The organism is Mycobacteroides chelonae CCUG 47445 (assembly GCF_001632805.1).
Taxonomy (GTDB): Bacteria; Actinomycetota; Actinomycetes; order Mycobacteriales; family Mycobacteriaceae; genus Mycobacterium; species Mycobacterium chelonae.
This window is the reverse complement of the sequence record NZ_CP007220.1, coordinates 267,285-283,405: the sequence shown is the minus strand read 5'-3', so window position 1 is coordinate 283,405 and position 16,121 is coordinate 267,285. Positions and strand designations below refer to the sequence as shown.

The 16,121-nt window shown below is 64.8% G+C and carries 14 protein-coding genes and 1 tRNA gene; 5 read left to right on the top strand and 10 right to left on the bottom strand.

Annotated elements, in window-relative coordinates:
* Positions 1-46: 46 nt before the first annotated feature.
* The 7 genes from BB28_RS01395 to BB28_RS01365 all read right to left on the bottom strand — a co-directional run bounded on the left by BB28_RS01395 (position 47) and on the right by BB28_RS01365 (position 9,227).
* Entirely contained in the window at positions 47-1,429 is a 1,383-nt protein-coding gene (locus BB28_RS01395; protein WP_046252224.1) for a nitrosuccinate lyase, read from the bottom strand.
* A complete protein-coding gene (locus BB28_RS01390) occupies positions 1,426-3,366 on the bottom strand; it encodes an FAD/NAD(P)-binding protein (RefSeq protein WP_064393354.1) in 1,941 nt (646 codons plus the stop codon). The genes BB28_RS01395 and BB28_RS01390 overlap by 4 nt, the downstream gene beginning before the upstream one ends.
* Positions 3,367-4,572: an FAD-dependent monooxygenase gene (locus tag BB28_RS01385; protein WP_046252222.1), complete on the bottom strand. Its 1,206-nt coding sequence runs from the start codon at positions 4,570-4,572 to the stop codon at positions 3,367-3,369.
* Positions 4,572-6,137, bottom strand: coding sequence for an AMP-binding protein (locus BB28_RS01380; RefSeq protein WP_046252221.1), 1,566 nt, complete (start codon positions 6,135-6,137; stop codon positions 4,572-4,574). Before BB28_RS01380 ends, BB28_RS01385 begins: the two co-directional genes overlap by 1 nt.
* Positions 6,134-6,682, bottom strand: coding sequence for an SRPBCC family protein (locus tag BB28_RS01375; protein ID WP_046252220.1), 549 nt, complete (start codon positions 6,680-6,682; stop codon positions 6,134-6,136). The genes BB28_RS01380 and BB28_RS01375 overlap by 4 nt, the downstream gene beginning before the upstream one ends.
* Before the next feature lie 124 nt (positions 6,683-6,806).
* Positions 6,807-7,781, bottom strand: a complete 975-nt coding sequence (locus tag BB28_RS01370; RefSeq protein WP_046252219.1) for an NADPH:quinone reductase — start codon at positions 7,779-7,781, stop codon at positions 6,807-6,809.
* A 66-nt stretch (positions 7,782-7,847) separates the two neighbouring features.
* The gene (locus BB28_RS01365; RefSeq protein WP_225421973.1) at positions 7,848-9,227 is read right to left on the bottom strand and encodes an alpha/beta hydrolase; all 1,380 of its coding nucleotides are present in this window, start codon (positions 9,225-9,227) and stop codon (positions 7,848-7,850) included.
* A gap of 137 nt (positions 9,228-9,364) precedes the next feature.
* On the opposite strand from BB28_RS01365, the gene BB28_RS01360 reads away from it, so the two are divergent.
* The 3 genes from BB28_RS01360 to lucA all read left to right on the top strand — a co-directional run bounded on the left by BB28_RS01360 (position 9,365) and on the right by lucA (position 11,355).
* A complete protein-coding gene (locus tag BB28_RS01360) occupies positions 9,365-10,546 on the top strand; it encodes an MFS transporter (protein ID WP_046252218.1) in 1,182 nt (393 codons plus the stop codon).
* Positions 10,547-10,551: 5 nt separating this feature from the next.
* Positions 10,552-10,640, top strand: a tRNA-Ser gene (locus tag BB28_RS01355).
* 25 nt (positions 10,641-10,665) lie between these two features.
* Positions 10,666-11,355 (top strand): lipid uptake coordinator LucA, encoded by a 690-nt coding sequence (gene lucA, locus BB28_RS01350; RefSeq protein ID WP_046252217.1) that lies wholly within the window; start codon positions 10,666-10,668, stop codon positions 11,353-11,355.
* Here lucA and BB28_RS01345 read toward each other — a convergent pair.
* Genes BB28_RS01345 through ligD form a run of 3 tightly spaced genes read right to left on the bottom strand, consistent with a single transcriptional unit; the run spans position 11,352 to position 14,142 of the window.
* On the bottom strand, positions 11,352-11,858 hold the full coding sequence (locus BB28_RS01345) for a hypothetical protein (RefSeq protein WP_046252216.1): 507 nt from the start codon (positions 11,856-11,858) through the stop codon (positions 11,352-11,354). The two genes, lucA and BB28_RS01345, sit on opposite strands and share 4 nt — an antisense overlap.
* Complete coding sequence (locus tag BB28_RS01340) at positions 11,858-13,114, bottom strand: glycosyltransferase 87 family protein (protein WP_046252215.1); 1,257 nt, start codon at positions 13,112-13,114, stop codon at positions 11,858-11,860. The genes BB28_RS01345 and BB28_RS01340 overlap by 1 nt, the downstream gene beginning before the upstream one ends.
* A complete protein-coding gene (gene ligD, locus BB28_RS01335) occupies positions 13,114-14,142 on the bottom strand; it encodes a non-homologous end-joining DNA ligase (protein ID WP_046252214.1) in 1,029 nt (342 codons plus the stop codon). Before ligD ends, BB28_RS01340 begins: the two co-directional genes overlap by 1 nt.
* An 18-nt stretch (positions 14,143-14,160) precedes the next feature.
* Between ligD and BB28_RS01330 the strand changes: the two genes are divergently transcribed.
* Both BB28_RS01330 and gluQRS read left to right on the top strand, forming a co-directional pair.
* Entirely contained in the window at positions 14,161-15,225 is a 1,065-nt protein-coding gene (locus tag BB28_RS01330; protein ID WP_046252213.1) for an ATP-dependent DNA ligase, read from the top strand.
* Positions 15,222-16,097, top strand: a complete 876-nt coding sequence (gene gluQRS / locus BB28_RS01325; protein WP_046252212.1) for a tRNA glutamyl-Q(34) synthetase GluQRS — start codon at positions 15,222-15,224, stop codon at positions 16,095-16,097. Before BB28_RS01330 ends, gluQRS begins: the two co-directional genes overlap by 4 nt.
* Positions 16,098-16,121: the final 24 nt, after the last annotated feature.

The window sequence follows — 16,121 nt, the reverse complement described above, 5'->3', positions numbered from 1 at the left end:
GTTCGCAAAGAATCGACGTGAGGGAAAATTCCCGCAGGTGGCTACCTCAGAATTGGCGCTCGATGACCCCCTCAACCAATTGACCTGCAGCTCCGACATAGGTGACCGGGTCCAACAGTTCATCGATCTCGGTCTCGCTCAACCACGCGGTGATCTCGGGCTGGGCAACAGCCACCTCACGCAAACTCACGCCGCGCGCGACTGCCGCGTCGACCACAGCGGAGACGGCGGCCTTCGCACCGCCCTTGCCCAGTCTCGGGGATAGCGCCGCCGACAGCCGCTCGGCCGAGGGCTGTCCACCGAGCAACGCAAGGTTGTCCGACATCCGCTGCGCACGTACCTGCAGTCCGCGGCTCAGATCGACAGCCGTCTGTGCCGCGCCTCCGGTGAGACGCAGACATTCACGCAAAGCCAGCCACTCCGCATGCCACCCCCCTGCGGACCGTTCGTCCTCACTGAGCAACGAGTTCGTGAGAATGATGCTCAGCGCCGGAACCTGTAGTGCGGCCGATCGGATCATCGTGGCCAACACCGGGTTCCGCTTATGCGGCATGGCTGAGGAAACCCCGCGCCCCGGTGGTGCCGGCTCGGCGACTTCGGCGATCTCGGTGCGACTCAACGTCAGAACGTCGATGGCGAACTTGCCGAGAGCACCCGCCACAAACGCCGTGGTGCTACCGATATCGGCTATCGGACTGCGTAACGCGTGCCACGGCAACCCAGACGGGGCCAGTCCGGTCCGGGTTGCGAAGGCGGCGTTCAGCTTTTCGACGAACGCCCCGGGTTCGGCGCCCTGCGGTCCAGCGTATTCGAGGTACCCCGCCAGGGTGCCCGCCGCGCCCCCGAGCGATACCGGAAGGGCACCGGCCACCGCGAGCACACGTGTACGTGCCTCGAGAACGAGCTCACGCCAGCCAGATGCCTTGAGCCCGAATGTCGTCGGCACTGCCTGCACCGCCAGTGTGCGAGCGGCCATGACGGTGTCCCTGTGCTCGACCGCCAGGACGGCGAGTGCCTCGGCCACATATCCCAGGTCCGTGGCAACGAGTCCCAGTAGGCGCTTGGTCAGGATCATGGCACCGGTATCGAGGATGTCCTGGCTGGTCGACCCGCGGTGTACGTAATCGGTTGCACTCGGATCGATTTCACCCACCACTCGGGTCAGTTCCTTGATCAGACCCACAACGGGATTAGCCGTCTCCCTCGCGGACAGTGCCACGGCGCGGACGTCGATATCGTGGGTGGCCACGGCCTTGGCGATGACATCCGCTGCGCTCCTGGGCAGAACTCCGATATCGGCCTGCGCGGCAGCCAGCGCGGCTTCCGCGTCGAGCATCGCCTGCAGCCACGCGGCATCCGTCAGTTCAGCCTCGGCGACGGTGCCGGCACTGACGGGTGAGAGCAGCCCGGTCTCCAGGAAACCGCTCACACCAACACTCCGTGATCACCCACATCCGCGACTGGGCTGGGTGCGCTGGCCAAGGCGGCGCGCGCAATGGCATCGGCGTCGCCCAGGGTCACCGAATCCACTCCCGGCCTGATACCCGCCGCGGTGACCCAGTGCACCGACTCGGTGGGAACTCCGTAGGCGAACCGGCGCGGGTGAACTCTTCCGTCGGCGCCGATCAAACGATAAGGACGCTCGGTCACCGCCAGTCCCTTTGTCTGGTAGGCCTTGTGATCATCGGTGGGAATCTCGTAAGGGCGGCATTGCCCGGTCTCCTGCAGGAACATCAGCAAGGGGTCACTGCTGCGGCGCAGATCCGGCTCATGCAATCGCGCCTCGATGAGACTGCGCGTCCTGACGGCCGACCCCGGCACCAGGGGTGACTCGATGACCACAGCCGGATCATGAGTGTCGAAGCGCACCTGCATCTGTGGTCCCACCAGATGCATGACCCCGGCCTCCACCAGCGCGATGATCTCTTCAATCCGCTGGGCCGGAGGGCCGATAGACAGGAAGGCATTCAACGGGGTGTACCAGCTCTCCAACTCATCCCGGTACGACTTACCGTCGAGCCCACCGTGGTCCACCGCGAGCCGAATCTCATTGCGCAGGTCCCGCAACACATCCAGTGCGGCCTTCACCGGACCGTCGACATTGCCCTCGCGGGCCATCACCACATCGGCACGCAGGTGCTCGAGAATCCATGCGGTGAATTCGTCCGGGCCGCTGAACGTGCGCTTCCCCCACGGGCGATCGAGGTCGTCCCATTCCCACGCGATCTCGAGCAGGTCATGATCGGACAAGATTGCGTGTAGTTCGCTCTCGTCAGCGTTCAGGTACCGCTCGGAAAAGGCTTGCACCGGCAGCCCCCGCTGCGTCAGATGCCCTTCGTAGTAGACGCATTCCACCTCTCGCGCGATGAGCGGCCACAGGTCACGGCGGAACTGTAGGAGACCGCCGAGATTCTCGCGAAGCTGAGCGATGCGCTCCACCGTGAGCAACCGCGGGAAATAACGACCCGAGGATCCCTTCTGATTCTCACCGCGTGCGTGATAGGGGATCCCCCGGCGCGAGCTGGCGTACAGAATCGGTTCCTGCCCCGACGGGCGATACACCAGTCGCCCTCCTTCATCGCCGTTGTCCCGGAGAAACTTTCCGCCCCGACCTACCGTCAACAACGCCATATAGTCGAAGAAGTTCAGACCCAGACCCCGAACCGCCACGGGCTCACCGGCTTTGATGGAGGACAGATCGATATCGGCTGGGTTCGCCGGTGTGACGTAGGTCAGCCCGTGGATACGGGCTAGGGAAGCTGCTCGCGCCTCGCCGGGACGCAGACCCGCGGGCACATGACCGACGGCGAGAATAACGGCACTGAGGTCATGCAACCTGGTCCCATCCTCCAGCCGAACCCCCTGCGGCCCATCGATATCACCGTGGGTGTCTGCCAACGCCACCGCACGGGATCGATGCACCCGCACCGTCAGATGCTCGGGCGCCCACCCGACGACACGGGCGAAACTGTCGCTGAGGTAATGCCCGTAGAGGGCGCGCGTGGGATAGGAGTTGGATCGCAGCGTGCGTGCCTCCGCGATGGCCTTCTCACCGCTGCGGGACGGATCACCCAGCAGGGCAAGGCTCTGTGCCCACTCGTAGAGCGTTGGCCCCGGTTCGATGGGCCCCTCGATGGCCACGCTGTCGTCGGTGAACACGGTGATTTGTGATGCCACGGTGTTCATCAACAGATGCCAGGACTGATCGGTGCGCCAGACGGATCCGGCGCCCGGGGAGTAGGGATCGACAACGTGCACGACGATTCGGTCCGCGCTGGGCGCTTGACGCTCGTTGGCGCACAGACGCTCCAGCACCGCCAGACCGCGCGGTCCCGCACCGATGATGCATATCTGTTGGTTCGACATTTATCGCGCCCCTACCGCCGAGGTGACTGCCGCTAGCCCGAAATCGGTGTCACCATGCATCCAGGCCAACTCGTCATGCAGATCGGAATCACGCATGGCACCCAATTTCTCGTTACGTTCGACGGCGGCGTCGCCCGCCGCATGCCAGATGCCGATGCTGTCCCGCGCCGCGAGTGTCACATCGGCGGTGCGGTCACGCCGCGCCTCGACGTACCTGGTGAATCTGCCGGGCAGCCTGTCTGGGTCCGCGCCGATGAGCGCGCCGAGAACCACCGCGTCCTCCAGTGCCTGGCTGGCACCCTGCGCCGCGTAGTGCAGCATGGGATGCGCCGCATCGCCCAGCAACACGACGCGGCCATCCGACCACTGCCGCACCGGGTCGCGGTCCACGAGCGCCCAGGATCTCCATTCCCGCCCCAGTTCGAGCAGGCTGCGGGCCGTTCCACGCAACGGCGCCAGCTCCCGCAACACACGCGCCTCACTGACTTCGACGCCTGAAAACGCCTGTGTGACGCCATCGGTACGGCTTGCCGCCAGATTCAGCAGTGAGCCCCCCGCGATGGGATAGGTCACCAGATGGCACCCGGGCCCGGTCCACCAGGTGACCGAGTTGGATTGCAGGCTCTCGTCAACCTGGTCGATGGGCACCGTGGTGCGGTACACCGTGATACCGGCGACTCGCGGTTCACCGTCGTCGAGCAGTGCCCGCCGGATTGACGAGTTGATGCCGTCGGCGCCGATGAGACCATCGCCGTCCACGCTGGTGCCGTCGGCGAGCAGTGCGCGCACTCCCCCGGCATCCTGTTGGTATCCGAATACCTCACTACGGCTGCGTAGTTCGATACGTGGATCCGAGGCGCACGCCTCCACCAGGATGCGGTGCAGCTCGGCGCGGTGCACGACCAGGTAGGGGCTGTCGAAGCGATGCTGGTAGTCCGCACCCAGGCTCATCGTGTTGATCAACCGATCGACGGTGGCGTCGAAGAGCCGCAACGAATCGACCTGGACTCCGATGCGCTCAATCTTGTCACCTACACCGAGCAGGCTGAGAGCGCGTAATCCATTGGGTGCAAGCTGGATACCAGCACCGATCTCGGCGAACTCGCGCGCCCTCTCCAACACGACCACGTCGTTACCGGAGGCTGCGGCACTCAAGGCAATGGCAAGGCCGCCGATACCGCCGCCGACCACAACGAGCCGCGACATCAGATGGCCCCCGCGCCGATCCGCGCCGACAATTCCAGTCTCTTGATTTTGGTGGTCGCTGTTTGCGGCAGCTCGTCAAGACGCAGATGCAACGGCGGAGCCATCGGCGGTAACTGAGCCGCTGCCGCGTCCCATGCATTAAGGTTAAGTGGCACATCGTTTTTCGTGCACACGACCGGTTGCGCGAGCCCGCCGGGGCCGGCGACGATGATTACCTCGGTGAGTTCATCCACCGCCAGGAACAGGCGATCCTCGGCGGCCAGGGTGCTGCCGAAGCCGTCGATGAGGTCGACCTCACGGTCCAGTAGGTGGATGCAGCCCCAACGGGTGCGGTAGCCGACATCGCCCATCCGCCACCAACCGTCGTCGAGTTGCTTGTCGTAACGATCTTGCTCGCCGAGGTAAGTACGGATTCGCCCATCGGTGCGCACCTCGATGTAACCGGGGTTCTCCGCTGAAGGCGGCTGCCCATTGCGCGACACGATCCGCACATCGGTCATGCCCGGGAACGGGTAGCCAACGCACCGTCCATCGGAATCGGCAGAGCGCAGGCGACTGAAGCCACGTGCGACGATCGGCCCCACCTCACTTTGACCGTAGAGCTGCCCGAAGAGCGGGCGCCGGCGCTGCGTAGCCGCCAGCAGGGTACGCACGGTGCGCGGGTGAATGGCATCGAAGGTGCTGCTGAAGTACTTGACCGAGGCCAGCGGCCGCCGCGGATCGTCGGCCAGCACTTCCCAGTTGATAAATGTGTTCGGGTGGGCCTCAAGGATTCCCGGCTTTACCCGCAGGAAGATCTCCGCGGCGTGCTCGGGTTCGTCGTCGACCAGCACCACCACGGGGAAGCCGCGAAGAATCGCGATGGCCAGCGCCGTCACCAGGCGTGAATGTACGAAGGAAACATGAATGACCAGGGGTTCGCGGCGGCGTACCAGGGCCGCCACGGCGGCCTGTGGCCGATACCGCGCCTCGAAGGTGAAGTTGGTGTGCACGGCAAGCTTTGGCACCCCGGTGGTGCCGGAGGTGTGGGTGATGAGTGCGGGGTCGTGCGGGCTGGGTACGACGGCGGGTGCGGCCGCGGCGGGTGTGAGTCCCGACAGCGTCACAGCCTGGGGATGCTCGCCTTCGGCGAGCAGCACGCGGGAGGTGAGCTCGGCGATGGGCTGCCCCGCCAAGTCGCCATCCAGTTTGGCGGCATCGGTAAGCAGGGTGGGATTGCCGACGCGGCCAATGAGGGTCGCTACCGTCGGGCCATCGAGTTTGGGGGACAACAGAACCGGCACCGCACCGATGCGGGCCGCGGCACAGGCCGCCAGTGTGATGTCGAAACCGTCGGACTTATGGATAACCAGCTTGTCTCCCGGCGCGACACCGGCGGCACGTAGCCGCCGGCCGATGTCGTCAACAGCCGCCGCCACCTGAGCGATGGTCGACGTGCCTTCCAGTTGCGGGGCCAGCGAAGGTCGATGGTCCAGGGTCAGCGTGTTGGAGGGATGCTTACGTGCCGCGCGCTCGAAGAGCGCACCGAGCTTGATACCGCGGTTTCCGATGCGCTGCAGAATCATTGGGATACTCCGGCTTTCTGGGTAATACTGGCTTCCTCGGTGATACGCGAGATGGCGTCCACGGTGGCCTGCATATCGACACGGAGTTTGTCGCCCCATTCGCGGACAAAGCGTTCCTTACCCTCTTCGTCGAGGTGCGACATGATTTCGGTGATGCCCTCGGTGGGCCTGCCCATCCGGTAGTGGTGCCGCAGGATCGATCCGCCCTCGGCAGCGTCGACGAAGTAGCTCCAGACGCTCTCCTGTAGCTCACCGGAACGGTTCAGGATCGACCAGCTGAATTGCTTCGGCGCTTCGGCCGCCACAATCTCGCTTTCGGTCTGCCAACCGCCGCGCACTACGGGCGCCCAGGCGACGACGTCGGTCGCACGGTTGTTGTTTCCACGGAAGCGGGCGCCAACCTGGCCCGGCTCGCCTGATATCCATTGTCCACCAATGCATTCAGGGCTCCAGCGACCACTCTCGGGGAGGTCACTGACCAATGCGTACAGCTCGTCGGGGGAGGCGGTGCAGAAGGCGCTGGTTTCGATTTCGAAGAGGCTCACGCATCAAAGGCTGGCACCGGCGGTAGGGGGCAGCGATGTATCCACGGAAGGTCCGTCAAGTTGGTTTTCGGGTCCGTCAAGTCCAGGAGCCGGATAGAAGCAAACGCCTGGTCGTGGCCGGGAATCAGGCAGGAAGCAAAACGAGGCGGGTGCCGCCCATGACTTCGGTCTCGATACGCCGATGAGCCCTCGCGGCCTCCGAAAATTGCATCAAGTCAATGGCATTCGGAACAAGCTCGCCCTCGGTGAGCAAGTCGGCCATGCGTTGGGCCGCGGTGGCGAGTTGGTGGGTCGAGGCCCTGGACATGACAAACCCGCGAATGGACCCACTCTTGCGGTACAGCGGCCCGAGTGGGACTGGCCGCTGTGTCTGCGGAGTTCCATCACCCGATATCAGGACGATTCGACCATGCGGTGCAAGCAGATCCACCGCCGCGACAACGTCGTTGACACCCGAGGTGTCAACGTAGATGTCGATCGCGCCGTGATGGGTCTTGCTGACCAGCGGTACCCAGTCGGCGGCGTAGTCATGCACCTCGTGTGCGCCCAGTTGCAGGCATCTGTCCCGGCTCCGCGACGATGCCACCGCGATCACTGTGGCGCCGGATCGCGCCGCCAGGGCGACGGCCGCGGACCCCACGTTTCCCCCGGCGCCGACGATAAGCACCGTCTCCCCTGCCTTGATCTCGCCGTACTCGGCGGTCGCCAGGTAGGCGGTAGAGGCGGGGTGTGCCACCGCGACGGCCGCCAGCGGGTCTACATCCGCGGGTAACCCGTACAACCTGTCCACTGGAACTGCGGCGAATTCCGCTGTGGCACCTTGCCGTCCGTCATATCCGAGGCTTGTGCACCACACCCGATCACCGGCCCGAAATCCCCCGGACGGCTGCGCGACCGTACCCACCAGGTCGCGTCCCACCACAAACGGCAGTGGAATCACGGTGGGGTACGAGCCCGAACGCACAAAGGTATCTACTGGGTTGACCGCAACCGCGTCGACCTTGACGAGCACTTCATCGGGCGAGATGACGGGTTCGGGAAGCGTGCCGTACCGGATGTTCTCGGCTGGTCCCCGCTGCTCGATGTAGGCGGCGCGCATGCACACATCTTGCGGTATGTCTCGCGCGCCCACAATGTGACGGATTACGTTGCCAATGCTTGCTATTCACATGTTAGGTGCGGGCAGCGGGGCCCGTGGCACCCCGGGAGTTCCGAGCCTACCGGCGATCCATGGAAACGCCTCGGCAAACGCCTCCTGCGCATACGCCCAATCGTGGTTGCCGGTGCGCCTCACCACCGCGCAGTCGATCCCCGCGGGCGCCGCCGCGTCGCACAGCCGGGCCGCCGCGATCGGGCCGGTGAGCTGCTCCTGCCCCGCCCAGATCTTCGCGGTTGTCGAGACGTCCAGCCACCCCGCCACGTCCTGGTATCGACGGTGACTGTGTAAGGCCGTGAGCGTGTCGAACAGTGCCCATTGCCTTTCGTCGCCGCCGTAGAGCCGCTCCACGGTCTGCTCCTTGGTGCCCGCATTCGGGGTGAGGTCACCGGCCATATCGATGAAGGAGTGAAACAGCTCCGGGTGGGTGATGACCAGATCGGCCGCGCACGTGCCGCCCATCGACCACCCGGCGACGCCCCAGTTCTCAGGGTTTGAACTCGTCTCGAATTCCGAATTCACGTATGGAATAACTTCTTTGGTGACGTGAGCGGCCACGTTTCCACGCGGACCGTCCACACATTCGGTGTCATTGTTGAAGGTTCCACCGGTATCAACGAAGACCAGTACCGGGCTGACTCCGTCATGAGACTGCGCGAAGCGGTCCATGGCTCCGGCGGCGTTCCCCTGACGTACCCAGTCGGCCGGTGTCGACCACGCCCCGGAAATCATGACCAGCACGGGAAGTTTCGGCGGCGCGGGACTCGCGAACCAGGCGGGCGGCAGATAGACGTACTCGGTTCGGTGTTGGAAGCCCGCAACATCCTCCGGGATGTCGACCGGAACCACCCGCCCCGTTGCCGTGAGGCCCTTACCCTTCAGATCCTGTACCGCAGCCATATCGGTCTCACCGGGCAATGGACCGGCGGTCACCGCGGCCCACGCAAGACGCAACGTGTCGTAGTAGTCGATCCACTGATTCAGTACGGTCAACGCGGCCAGCAGGCACAGTGGAGCGGCCAGCACCATCACTCCGCGGCGCAGCCATCGCGCGCCCACCCAGCCGACGAACGTGACGACCAAAGCCGCTGCGGCAAAACCGATCCAGATCCACAACATGAGCGGAGGCGGGTTATCCGCCATCCCCTGCGAGGTGATGTACCAGTACGCCAGCGCGCCTGTGCCCGCACCGCATAGGGCGGCGCCCGGAACCCACACCCGCAGCCAACTGCGCGGTCGGCGATAGAGCCCCACCACCAAGGCCAGCGCCGCCACGACCTGAATCGCCGCCGGAAACCAGCCATGGATCAGAGAGGGGCCCGCGTACAGCGGATTGTTCCGCGCGTAATCAGGCAACTCGGCCAGTACCCATGTCCCCGACGGCGGCACGCCATGATTGTCGGTGCCCTTCCTGTAAGAAGGTTCCGCGCATTCTGGAGAATTGCTGGGAATCGCCGAATCCTGGACGTGACGGACAATGCCGATGGTGGTTGCCGGTGAACCCCCGCCCGACAAATAGTGCAGAAATGACGCGGGTTGTCCTGATCGTGCTGTGCGCGCTACAGGTCACCATGCAGCTCTACGTGTGGATTCCGATCCACGATGCCGTATCGGCGTCCTACGGCGGGCACGACATGACGCCCGCCCTGTCCTCGGCTCTCTTCGGTTACGCGGCCGGATTCCTGCTGTTTGGTCCCGTCACCGATCGGTTCGGACGTCGACGTGTGCTGATCGCCGGGGTGCCGGTGATGGCCTTGCTCACCCTTCTGGTGCCGTGGGCCCCCACACCTGTGCTGCTCGGATTGATCCGCGTGCTGCAGGGTTTTGCGGGTGGCGCGTTTTCTCCGTCCGCGCTGAGCTACCTCGGAGAGGCGCTGCCCCGCCGAACGGCAACGACCGCGATCGGTGCGGTATCTACCGCGTATCTGATGGCCGGGGTGCTCGGGCAGGTGATGGCATCCCTTATCACCCACACGTGGGGCTGGCAATGGGTCTTCTGGGTCGGTGCGGCCGGACTCGCGCTGAATGTCCTACCGCTGGCGTTCGTCATGCGGGAGCAGAGCAGCGGCGATCCCTCGGCACGGGTGGTATCCGGTTTCGCCGCGCAAGCCCGTCTACTCACCCGCCGAGACATCGCGGTACCGCTGGCCGCGGTGTTCGTGCTGATGTTGTCGTTCGTGGCGATGTACACCAGCCTGGCGACCCAGTTGGTGGATGCGTTGCACTTGCCTGAATCCATGGGCACCACCATTCGACTGGCAGGCATTCCCGGGATGCTGGTCGCCCCGTTCGTCGGCTCGTGGGTGGGCAAGGTCGGCACCGAAACCGGTGCGTTGGTCGGGTACTCGCTGGCCGCCGTCGGCCTTGCGGTGGAAGCCCTGGGGGCCGACTCCGTTCCCGTCATCATCGTGGGCAGCAATATCTTCGTCGCCGGTATCGCCATCGCATCGACGGCGATGGTCACCATGTTCGGCGATCGGGCGGCGCCCCGGCGCGGTGCCGGTACCGCCCTGTACGGCTTCACGGTTTTTCTCGGCGCCAGCGCTGCGCCCTACCTCGCCCATGCCCTCGGATTCCGGCCCCTGCTCGGGGTGCTGGTGGCGGCGCTGATCGGCGGAGCAGTGCTCGTCGCGAGCTCACGACGGAATGCATCGGGGCCGGTCAAGACGACGGTGGACATAGGCACCCAGCGCAGTCCGCTACCATGACCGACGGAGGATTCGCCTAGTGGCCTATGGCGCTCGCCTGGAACGCGGGTTGGGTTAATAGCCCTCAGGGGTTCAAATCCCCTATCCTCCGCCACTGCAGGACCGCATCAAGGAGGGCAATGGCTGCCGGACGCCGGACGGCGACCATCGTTCTGACCAGCAGCCATGCCGCTCTCTCCTTGATCGCGGGACTGCTTTTTTTCTTTTTCGTGCTGCCCCGCTGGCCCGAACTGAACGGGGCCACCAGTCACGCCTTAGGTACCGGGCTGCGCATCCTCGCCGGGGTACTGCTGGCGGCCGCCGGTGTCCCCGCCCTGATCCGGTGGCGACAGACCCGCCGGCCCGAGTTCGCGACACCGCAGCTCGCGCTCACACTGCGCGCGGCGGCCTTCATCGGCCATTTCCTGGCCGGGGCGCTGATCATCGGTACGGCGACCGCCGAGATCTGGTTGAGCCTGGATCGGTTCGGCATCTGGGAGTTCGGTGCGTACGGCGCGGCCGGGGCGATCGGAATCCTGGCCTTCGCGGCCTATCACCTGGCATTCGTGGCCGAAAGCCCGGAAAAGGAACGCAAGCCCCGTCCGGCCAAGAAGAAGCCCACCGAGGTCACCGAGCCCACACTGGACACGGACGAGACCGCCAACGCCGACGAACCCCCTGCCGAGGAGTCTGCGGTTGACGAGGCAGCCGACGCTGCCACTCAGGACACCGAGACCACCGAGGACACCGAAGCCACCCCGGACATCGAGGACGGGGAAGCGCTCGAACCGGCACGCGGTCTACGGAACCGTCGCACCCGCAGGTCCTAGATCGCGTCCTTCCCTTGGGCGGACAAGACGAGCACCGAACCGTCCCTAGGCGCGAACGCTTTGACCTCCCATCCGCCCTTCGCGGTGTTGGTGGACAACATTCGATCAAGCTCATCGCTGCGTTCGAACTGCGCGGAGGACGGCACACCCGCATCGAGTGTCTTCCACAGACGTGGCCTGGTGGCCAGGACCATGCTGGAGCGGAAGGGTGCCACGTACGCGGCCAACTGCTGGGGCGGCATTTCGATGATGGCGTCCACCCAATACGTGGTGTTCGGACCGGGCAGGGGCTCGTCGCCGAAGAAGCCCTGGACCCACTCACCGGTCACCGGCTGCGGCAATTTCGAGAAACGCTGCTCCAAGGGTTCGGAGTCGTAGCGGATCGGCGACGCTCCAGTCTTTTGCGGCGTGTACGAGGTCTGGGTGGACTTGGGCTCGTCCCAGGCCGAGCAGCCGCCCACCGCGAAAAGCGCTACGGCACAGGCCACGGCCCAACGTTTCATTACTGCACGGTACCGGCAGGACGAGATCGCGTTGCCAGTATCCAAATGGCCACCGCAAGGAACAGCAACGGAAAGAAGGCCGAGTCGAAAACTCTTTCACCACGCGACATCTGTGCGATCACGGCGTCCCACGCGGTGATATAGGACCCGAAATCGGGGTTTATCCGCATCGCGCGGACGTACAGCACCAGGTACCACCACATAGACACGATCGCCGCGATCACACCCGTCACCGCCGCCCACCGCCACCGCTGGGCACCACGAGTGATCAGGATCTGGTTCACCAACAACACCATCAACGGCACCGTCCACACCCAGTGATGGCCCCATGCCAACGGAGACACCACACAGCCGACCATGCCGACGACCGTGACGGCCAGTAGCTCCCGCCCGTCTCCGTGTGCTCTGCGGGCGGCGGCCATTCCCAGCAGCGCGGCTCCGCCCGCGAGCAGCACCCACAACCACGTCGGCATCGATTGCGGTGCATAGATATTCGACAGTGCACCACCTATCGATGCATTGGCAGGATGGTCCAGGGAGCCGATGTGGCCGGTGGTACGCACCGCACCCAGCCAGTAATCGGACGAATCCGAAGGCAGCACAATCCATCCCAGCACCACGGTACCCACCGCCGTGACCATGGCCGTCACCGCCGCCCGCCACTGCCGGGAGATCAGCAGGTAAGGAACGAAAATGATAGCCGTGAGTTTGACCCCCGAGGCCACACCCACCGACCAACCACGCCACCGCGCACCCGCCGGCCTCGTGAGATCCCAGATGATGAGCGCGGCCAGCACGAGATTGACCTGCCCCTGCCACAAGGTTCCATGGACTGGCTGAATATCCCAGGCCACCAAGTTCATTCCCACACATGCGACAGCCAACGGACCATCGGCCGAGAATCCAAGAACCCGCCAGCACCGCCAGATGATGGCGAACAGCGCCCCCAGATTCACCAGGAACCAGATAACCTTCGCCGTCCCCAACGGCACGAAACCCAGAGGGGCGAAGAGTAATCCTGCGAACGGGGTGTACGTGAACCATCCGGCATCCGGAATCTCTGTGGCATACAACGGCTCACCGTGCAGAACCCGCAGACCCCCGAACCGGTAGGTCATCAGATCGCCACCATTGCTGAACAGTCCGAAGCTGTTCGGGGCGTTCAGCGGTATCAGCCAATGCTGTAGCAGCACCGCCACCACGCCGACCGCCAGCCACAGGCCAGCCGCCCGCCACAACATCCTGCGGACCGTCACTACTGCTTCCTATCGGTATCCCGGGACGGCTGAACGCGTTTCGGTTCTCCCGGCATCTTCGGGTAGTTCGGCGGGTAGGGCATATCGCCCAGTCCGTTTGCCTCGTCCCGTTCTACCATCTCAAGCAGCGGCTCGATGGACTGCGGCGCATCATCCATATCCGACATGGGGTCCGGACGTTTCCGGAGCAGGTCGGGCACGGTCGCGATGGTGAAGTCGTCGGGCTCGGCGTCGGCGAGTTCTTCCCACGTCAACGGCGTGGAAACGGTGGCGATCGGCGTGCGCCGCACCGAGTAGGCCGATGCCATGGTGCGATCACGCGCGTTCTGATTGAAGTCGATGAAGATGCGCTCGCCGCGTTCTTCCTTCCACCACGAGGTTGTCACCTGCCGGGGTGCGCGCCGTTCCACCTCACGGGCCAGCGCGATTCCGGCACGGCGCACCTCGATGAAATCCCAGCGGGTCTCGATGCGCAGATAGATATGGATGCCGCGGCCGCCGGAAGTTTTCGGATAGGCGACAAACCCCAGCTCATCCAGTAGTGGACGCAGCACATCAAGCGCCACCGACTTGGCTTCGTCGAATCCGGTACCCGGCTGCGGGTCCAAATCGATACGCAGCTCGTCCGGGTGGTCAAGATCGGGATATCGCACCTGCCACGGATGCAACGTCACCGTGCCCATCTGCGCCGCCCACACGATCGCGGCGGGCGTGGTCACCCGCAGGACCTCGGCGGTGCGGCCGGACGGAAACGTCACCTCACAGCTGTCCAGGTAATCCGGATAGTGCTTGGGCAGGCGCTTTTGGTAGATCTCCTCGCCATCGATGCCGTCGGGGAAGCGCTGCAGATGCGTGGGACGCTCCCGCACCGCGTTCATCATCGGGCCGAGCGCGACCGTGCGGTAGTACTCGGCGAGATGCCGCTTGGTGCCGCCATCAGCCCCCAACTGAGGGAAGTACACCTTGTCAGGGTTGCTCAGCCGGACGGCGATGCCGTCGACATCCAGTTCCTCGGCGGGCGTGGGCATTACCGTCATCATATGGGAATGGACCTGCCCGTCATTCCTCCTATCGCGCCAATGCTTGCGAAACCTGTCGCGAAAATCCCGGCCGACGCGTCATACGAGCCCAAGTGGGATGGGTTCAGGTCGATCGTCTTTCGCGACGGCAACGAGGTGGAGCTGGGCAGTCGCAACGAAAAGCCGCTAACCCGGTACTTCCCGGAGCTGGTGGCAGCCGTGCTGGCCGAGCTGCCGCCGCGGTGCGTTGTCGACGGGGAGATCGTGATCGCCACCGAATCCGGGCTGGACTTCGAGGCGCTGCAGCAGCGGATTCATCCGGCCGATTCCCGGGTGCGGCTGCTGGCTGAGCAGACGCCCGCCTCATTCATCGCTTTCGACCTGCTCGCGCTGGGTGACGAGGACTTCACCGGACGACCGTTCAGCGAGCGCCGTGCCGCCCTGACGGATGCGCTGTCCGGGGCCGGCACCTCGATTCATCTCACCCCCGCCACCACCGATCCCGACACGGCACAGCGCTGGTTCGAGGAGTTCGAGGGTGCCGGAACCGACGGCCTCATCGCGAAACCACTGGCGATCGCCTACCAGCCCGACAAACGGGTGATGTTCAAGATCAAACCCGAGCGCACCGCCGATTGCGTGGTGGCCGGATATCGGGTGCACAAGTCCGGTGATGACGCCATCGGATCGCTGCTGCTCGGCCTGTACCAGGACGACGGTGTGTTGGCCTCGGTCGGTGTGATCGGCGCGTTTCCGATGGCCGAACGCAAGCGGCTCTTCCACGAGCTGCAACCGCTCGTCACTGCCCTGGAGGATCACCCCTGGAACTGGGCGGCTCATCAGGCCGGTGAACGCACTCCGCAGAAGAACGCCGGCTCACGCTGGAATGCCGGCAAGGACCTCTCGTTTGTCGCGCTGCGCCCCGAACGGGTGGTGGAGGTCCGCTATGACCACATGGAGGGCGTGCGGTTTCGCCACACCGCCCAATTCAACCGCTGGCGCCCGGATCGCGATCCGTCTTCCTGCACCTATGAACAGCTCGAACGGCCAGTTGCGTTTAGTCTCAACGAGATTGTTCCGGGCCTGGTGTGATCGGCGCCGGACGATTCGCGCCGAGCCCTTCCGGTGACCTACACATAGGCAACCTGCGCACGGCATTGTTGGCGTGGTTACTGGCACGCTCGACCGGCCGCAGGTTCCTCATGCGGGTGGAAGACCTGGACACCCGTACCAGCTCCACCGTGGCGCAGCGCCAACTGGCCGACCTCGCCGCGATCGGTCTGGAGTGGGATGTACCCGTGGTCTGGCAGTCGGATCGAAACACCGCCTACGACGCGGTGTTGGCGGAACTGCAATCTCGCGGTCAACTATACGAATGTTATTGCAGCAGAAAAGATATCGCCCAGGCGCCCACGGCACCACACTCGCCACCCGGCGCATACCCGGGCACCTGCCGAAACCTCTCGGAATCTCAGCGCGCACAGCGCCGCGTGGCCCGCTCCGAACGCCCACCCGCACTTCGACTACGCGCGGAGAGCTCTGCCGTCACCGTGCAGGATGCGCTACATGGTGAATACACCGGCCTGGTAGACGATTTCGTGGTACGCCGCGGCGACGGTGTGATCGCCTACAACGTCGCGGTGGTGATCGACGACCACGCCCAGGGCATCGATCAGGTGGTGCGCGGCGATGATCTGCTGACCTCCGCGCCCCGCCAGGCCTACCTTGCTGCGCTGCTGGGCTACCCGGTGCCGGCGTACGCCCATGTTCCGCTGGTTTTGAACACCAGGGGCGCGCGGCTGGCCAAACGCGATGGCGCGGTGACCGTCGCCGATCTGGGTGCGCAGCGGACCTTCGATTTGATATGCGACTCACTCGGATACCAGGCCGCCAGTGCCGCGGAACTACTGGGACAGTTCGACGCGCGGCGCATCCCACACGACCCGTGGATATACCCGGGCTGATCCGAAGCAGCCTCCCTACACCGG

Bases quoted from the DNA above. Each gene is read 5' to 3' on its own strand.
- ligD (WP_046252214.1), bottom strand. From the start codon at position 14,142: ATGCCCACGCCCGCCGAGGAACTGGATGTCGACGGCATCGCCGTCCGG.
- BB28_RS01360 (WP_046252218.1), top strand. From the start codon at position 9,365: ATGACGCGGGTTGTCCTGATCGTGCTGTGCGCGCTACAGGTCACCATG.
- BB28_RS01385 (WP_046252222.1), bottom strand. From the start codon at position 4,572: ATGTCGCGGCTCGTTGTGGTCGGCGGCGGTATCGGCGGCCTTGCCATT.
- BB28_RS01370 (WP_046252219.1), bottom strand. From the start codon at position 7,781: ATGCGCGCCGCCTACATCGAGCAGCGGGGACCAGCCGAGAACATCCGG.
- BB28_RS01390 (WP_064393354.1), bottom strand. From the start codon at position 3,366: ATGTCGAACCAACAGATATGCATCATCGGTGCGGGACCGCGCGGTCTG.
- BB28_RS01330 (WP_046252213.1), top strand. From the start codon at position 14,161: ATGGACCTGCCCGTCATTCCTCCTATCGCGCCAATGCTTGCGAAACCT.
- BB28_RS01345 (WP_046252216.1), bottom strand. From the start codon at position 11,858: ATGAAACGTTGGGCCGTGGCCTGTGCCGTAGCGCTTTTCGCGGTGGGC.
- BB28_RS01380 (WP_046252221.1), bottom strand. From the start codon at position 6,137: ATGATTCTGCAGCGCATCGGAAACCGCGGTATCAAGCTCGGTGCGCTC.
- lucA (WP_046252217.1), top strand. From the start codon at position 10,666: ATGGCTGCCGGACGCCGGACGGCGACCATCGTTCTGACCAGCAGCCAT.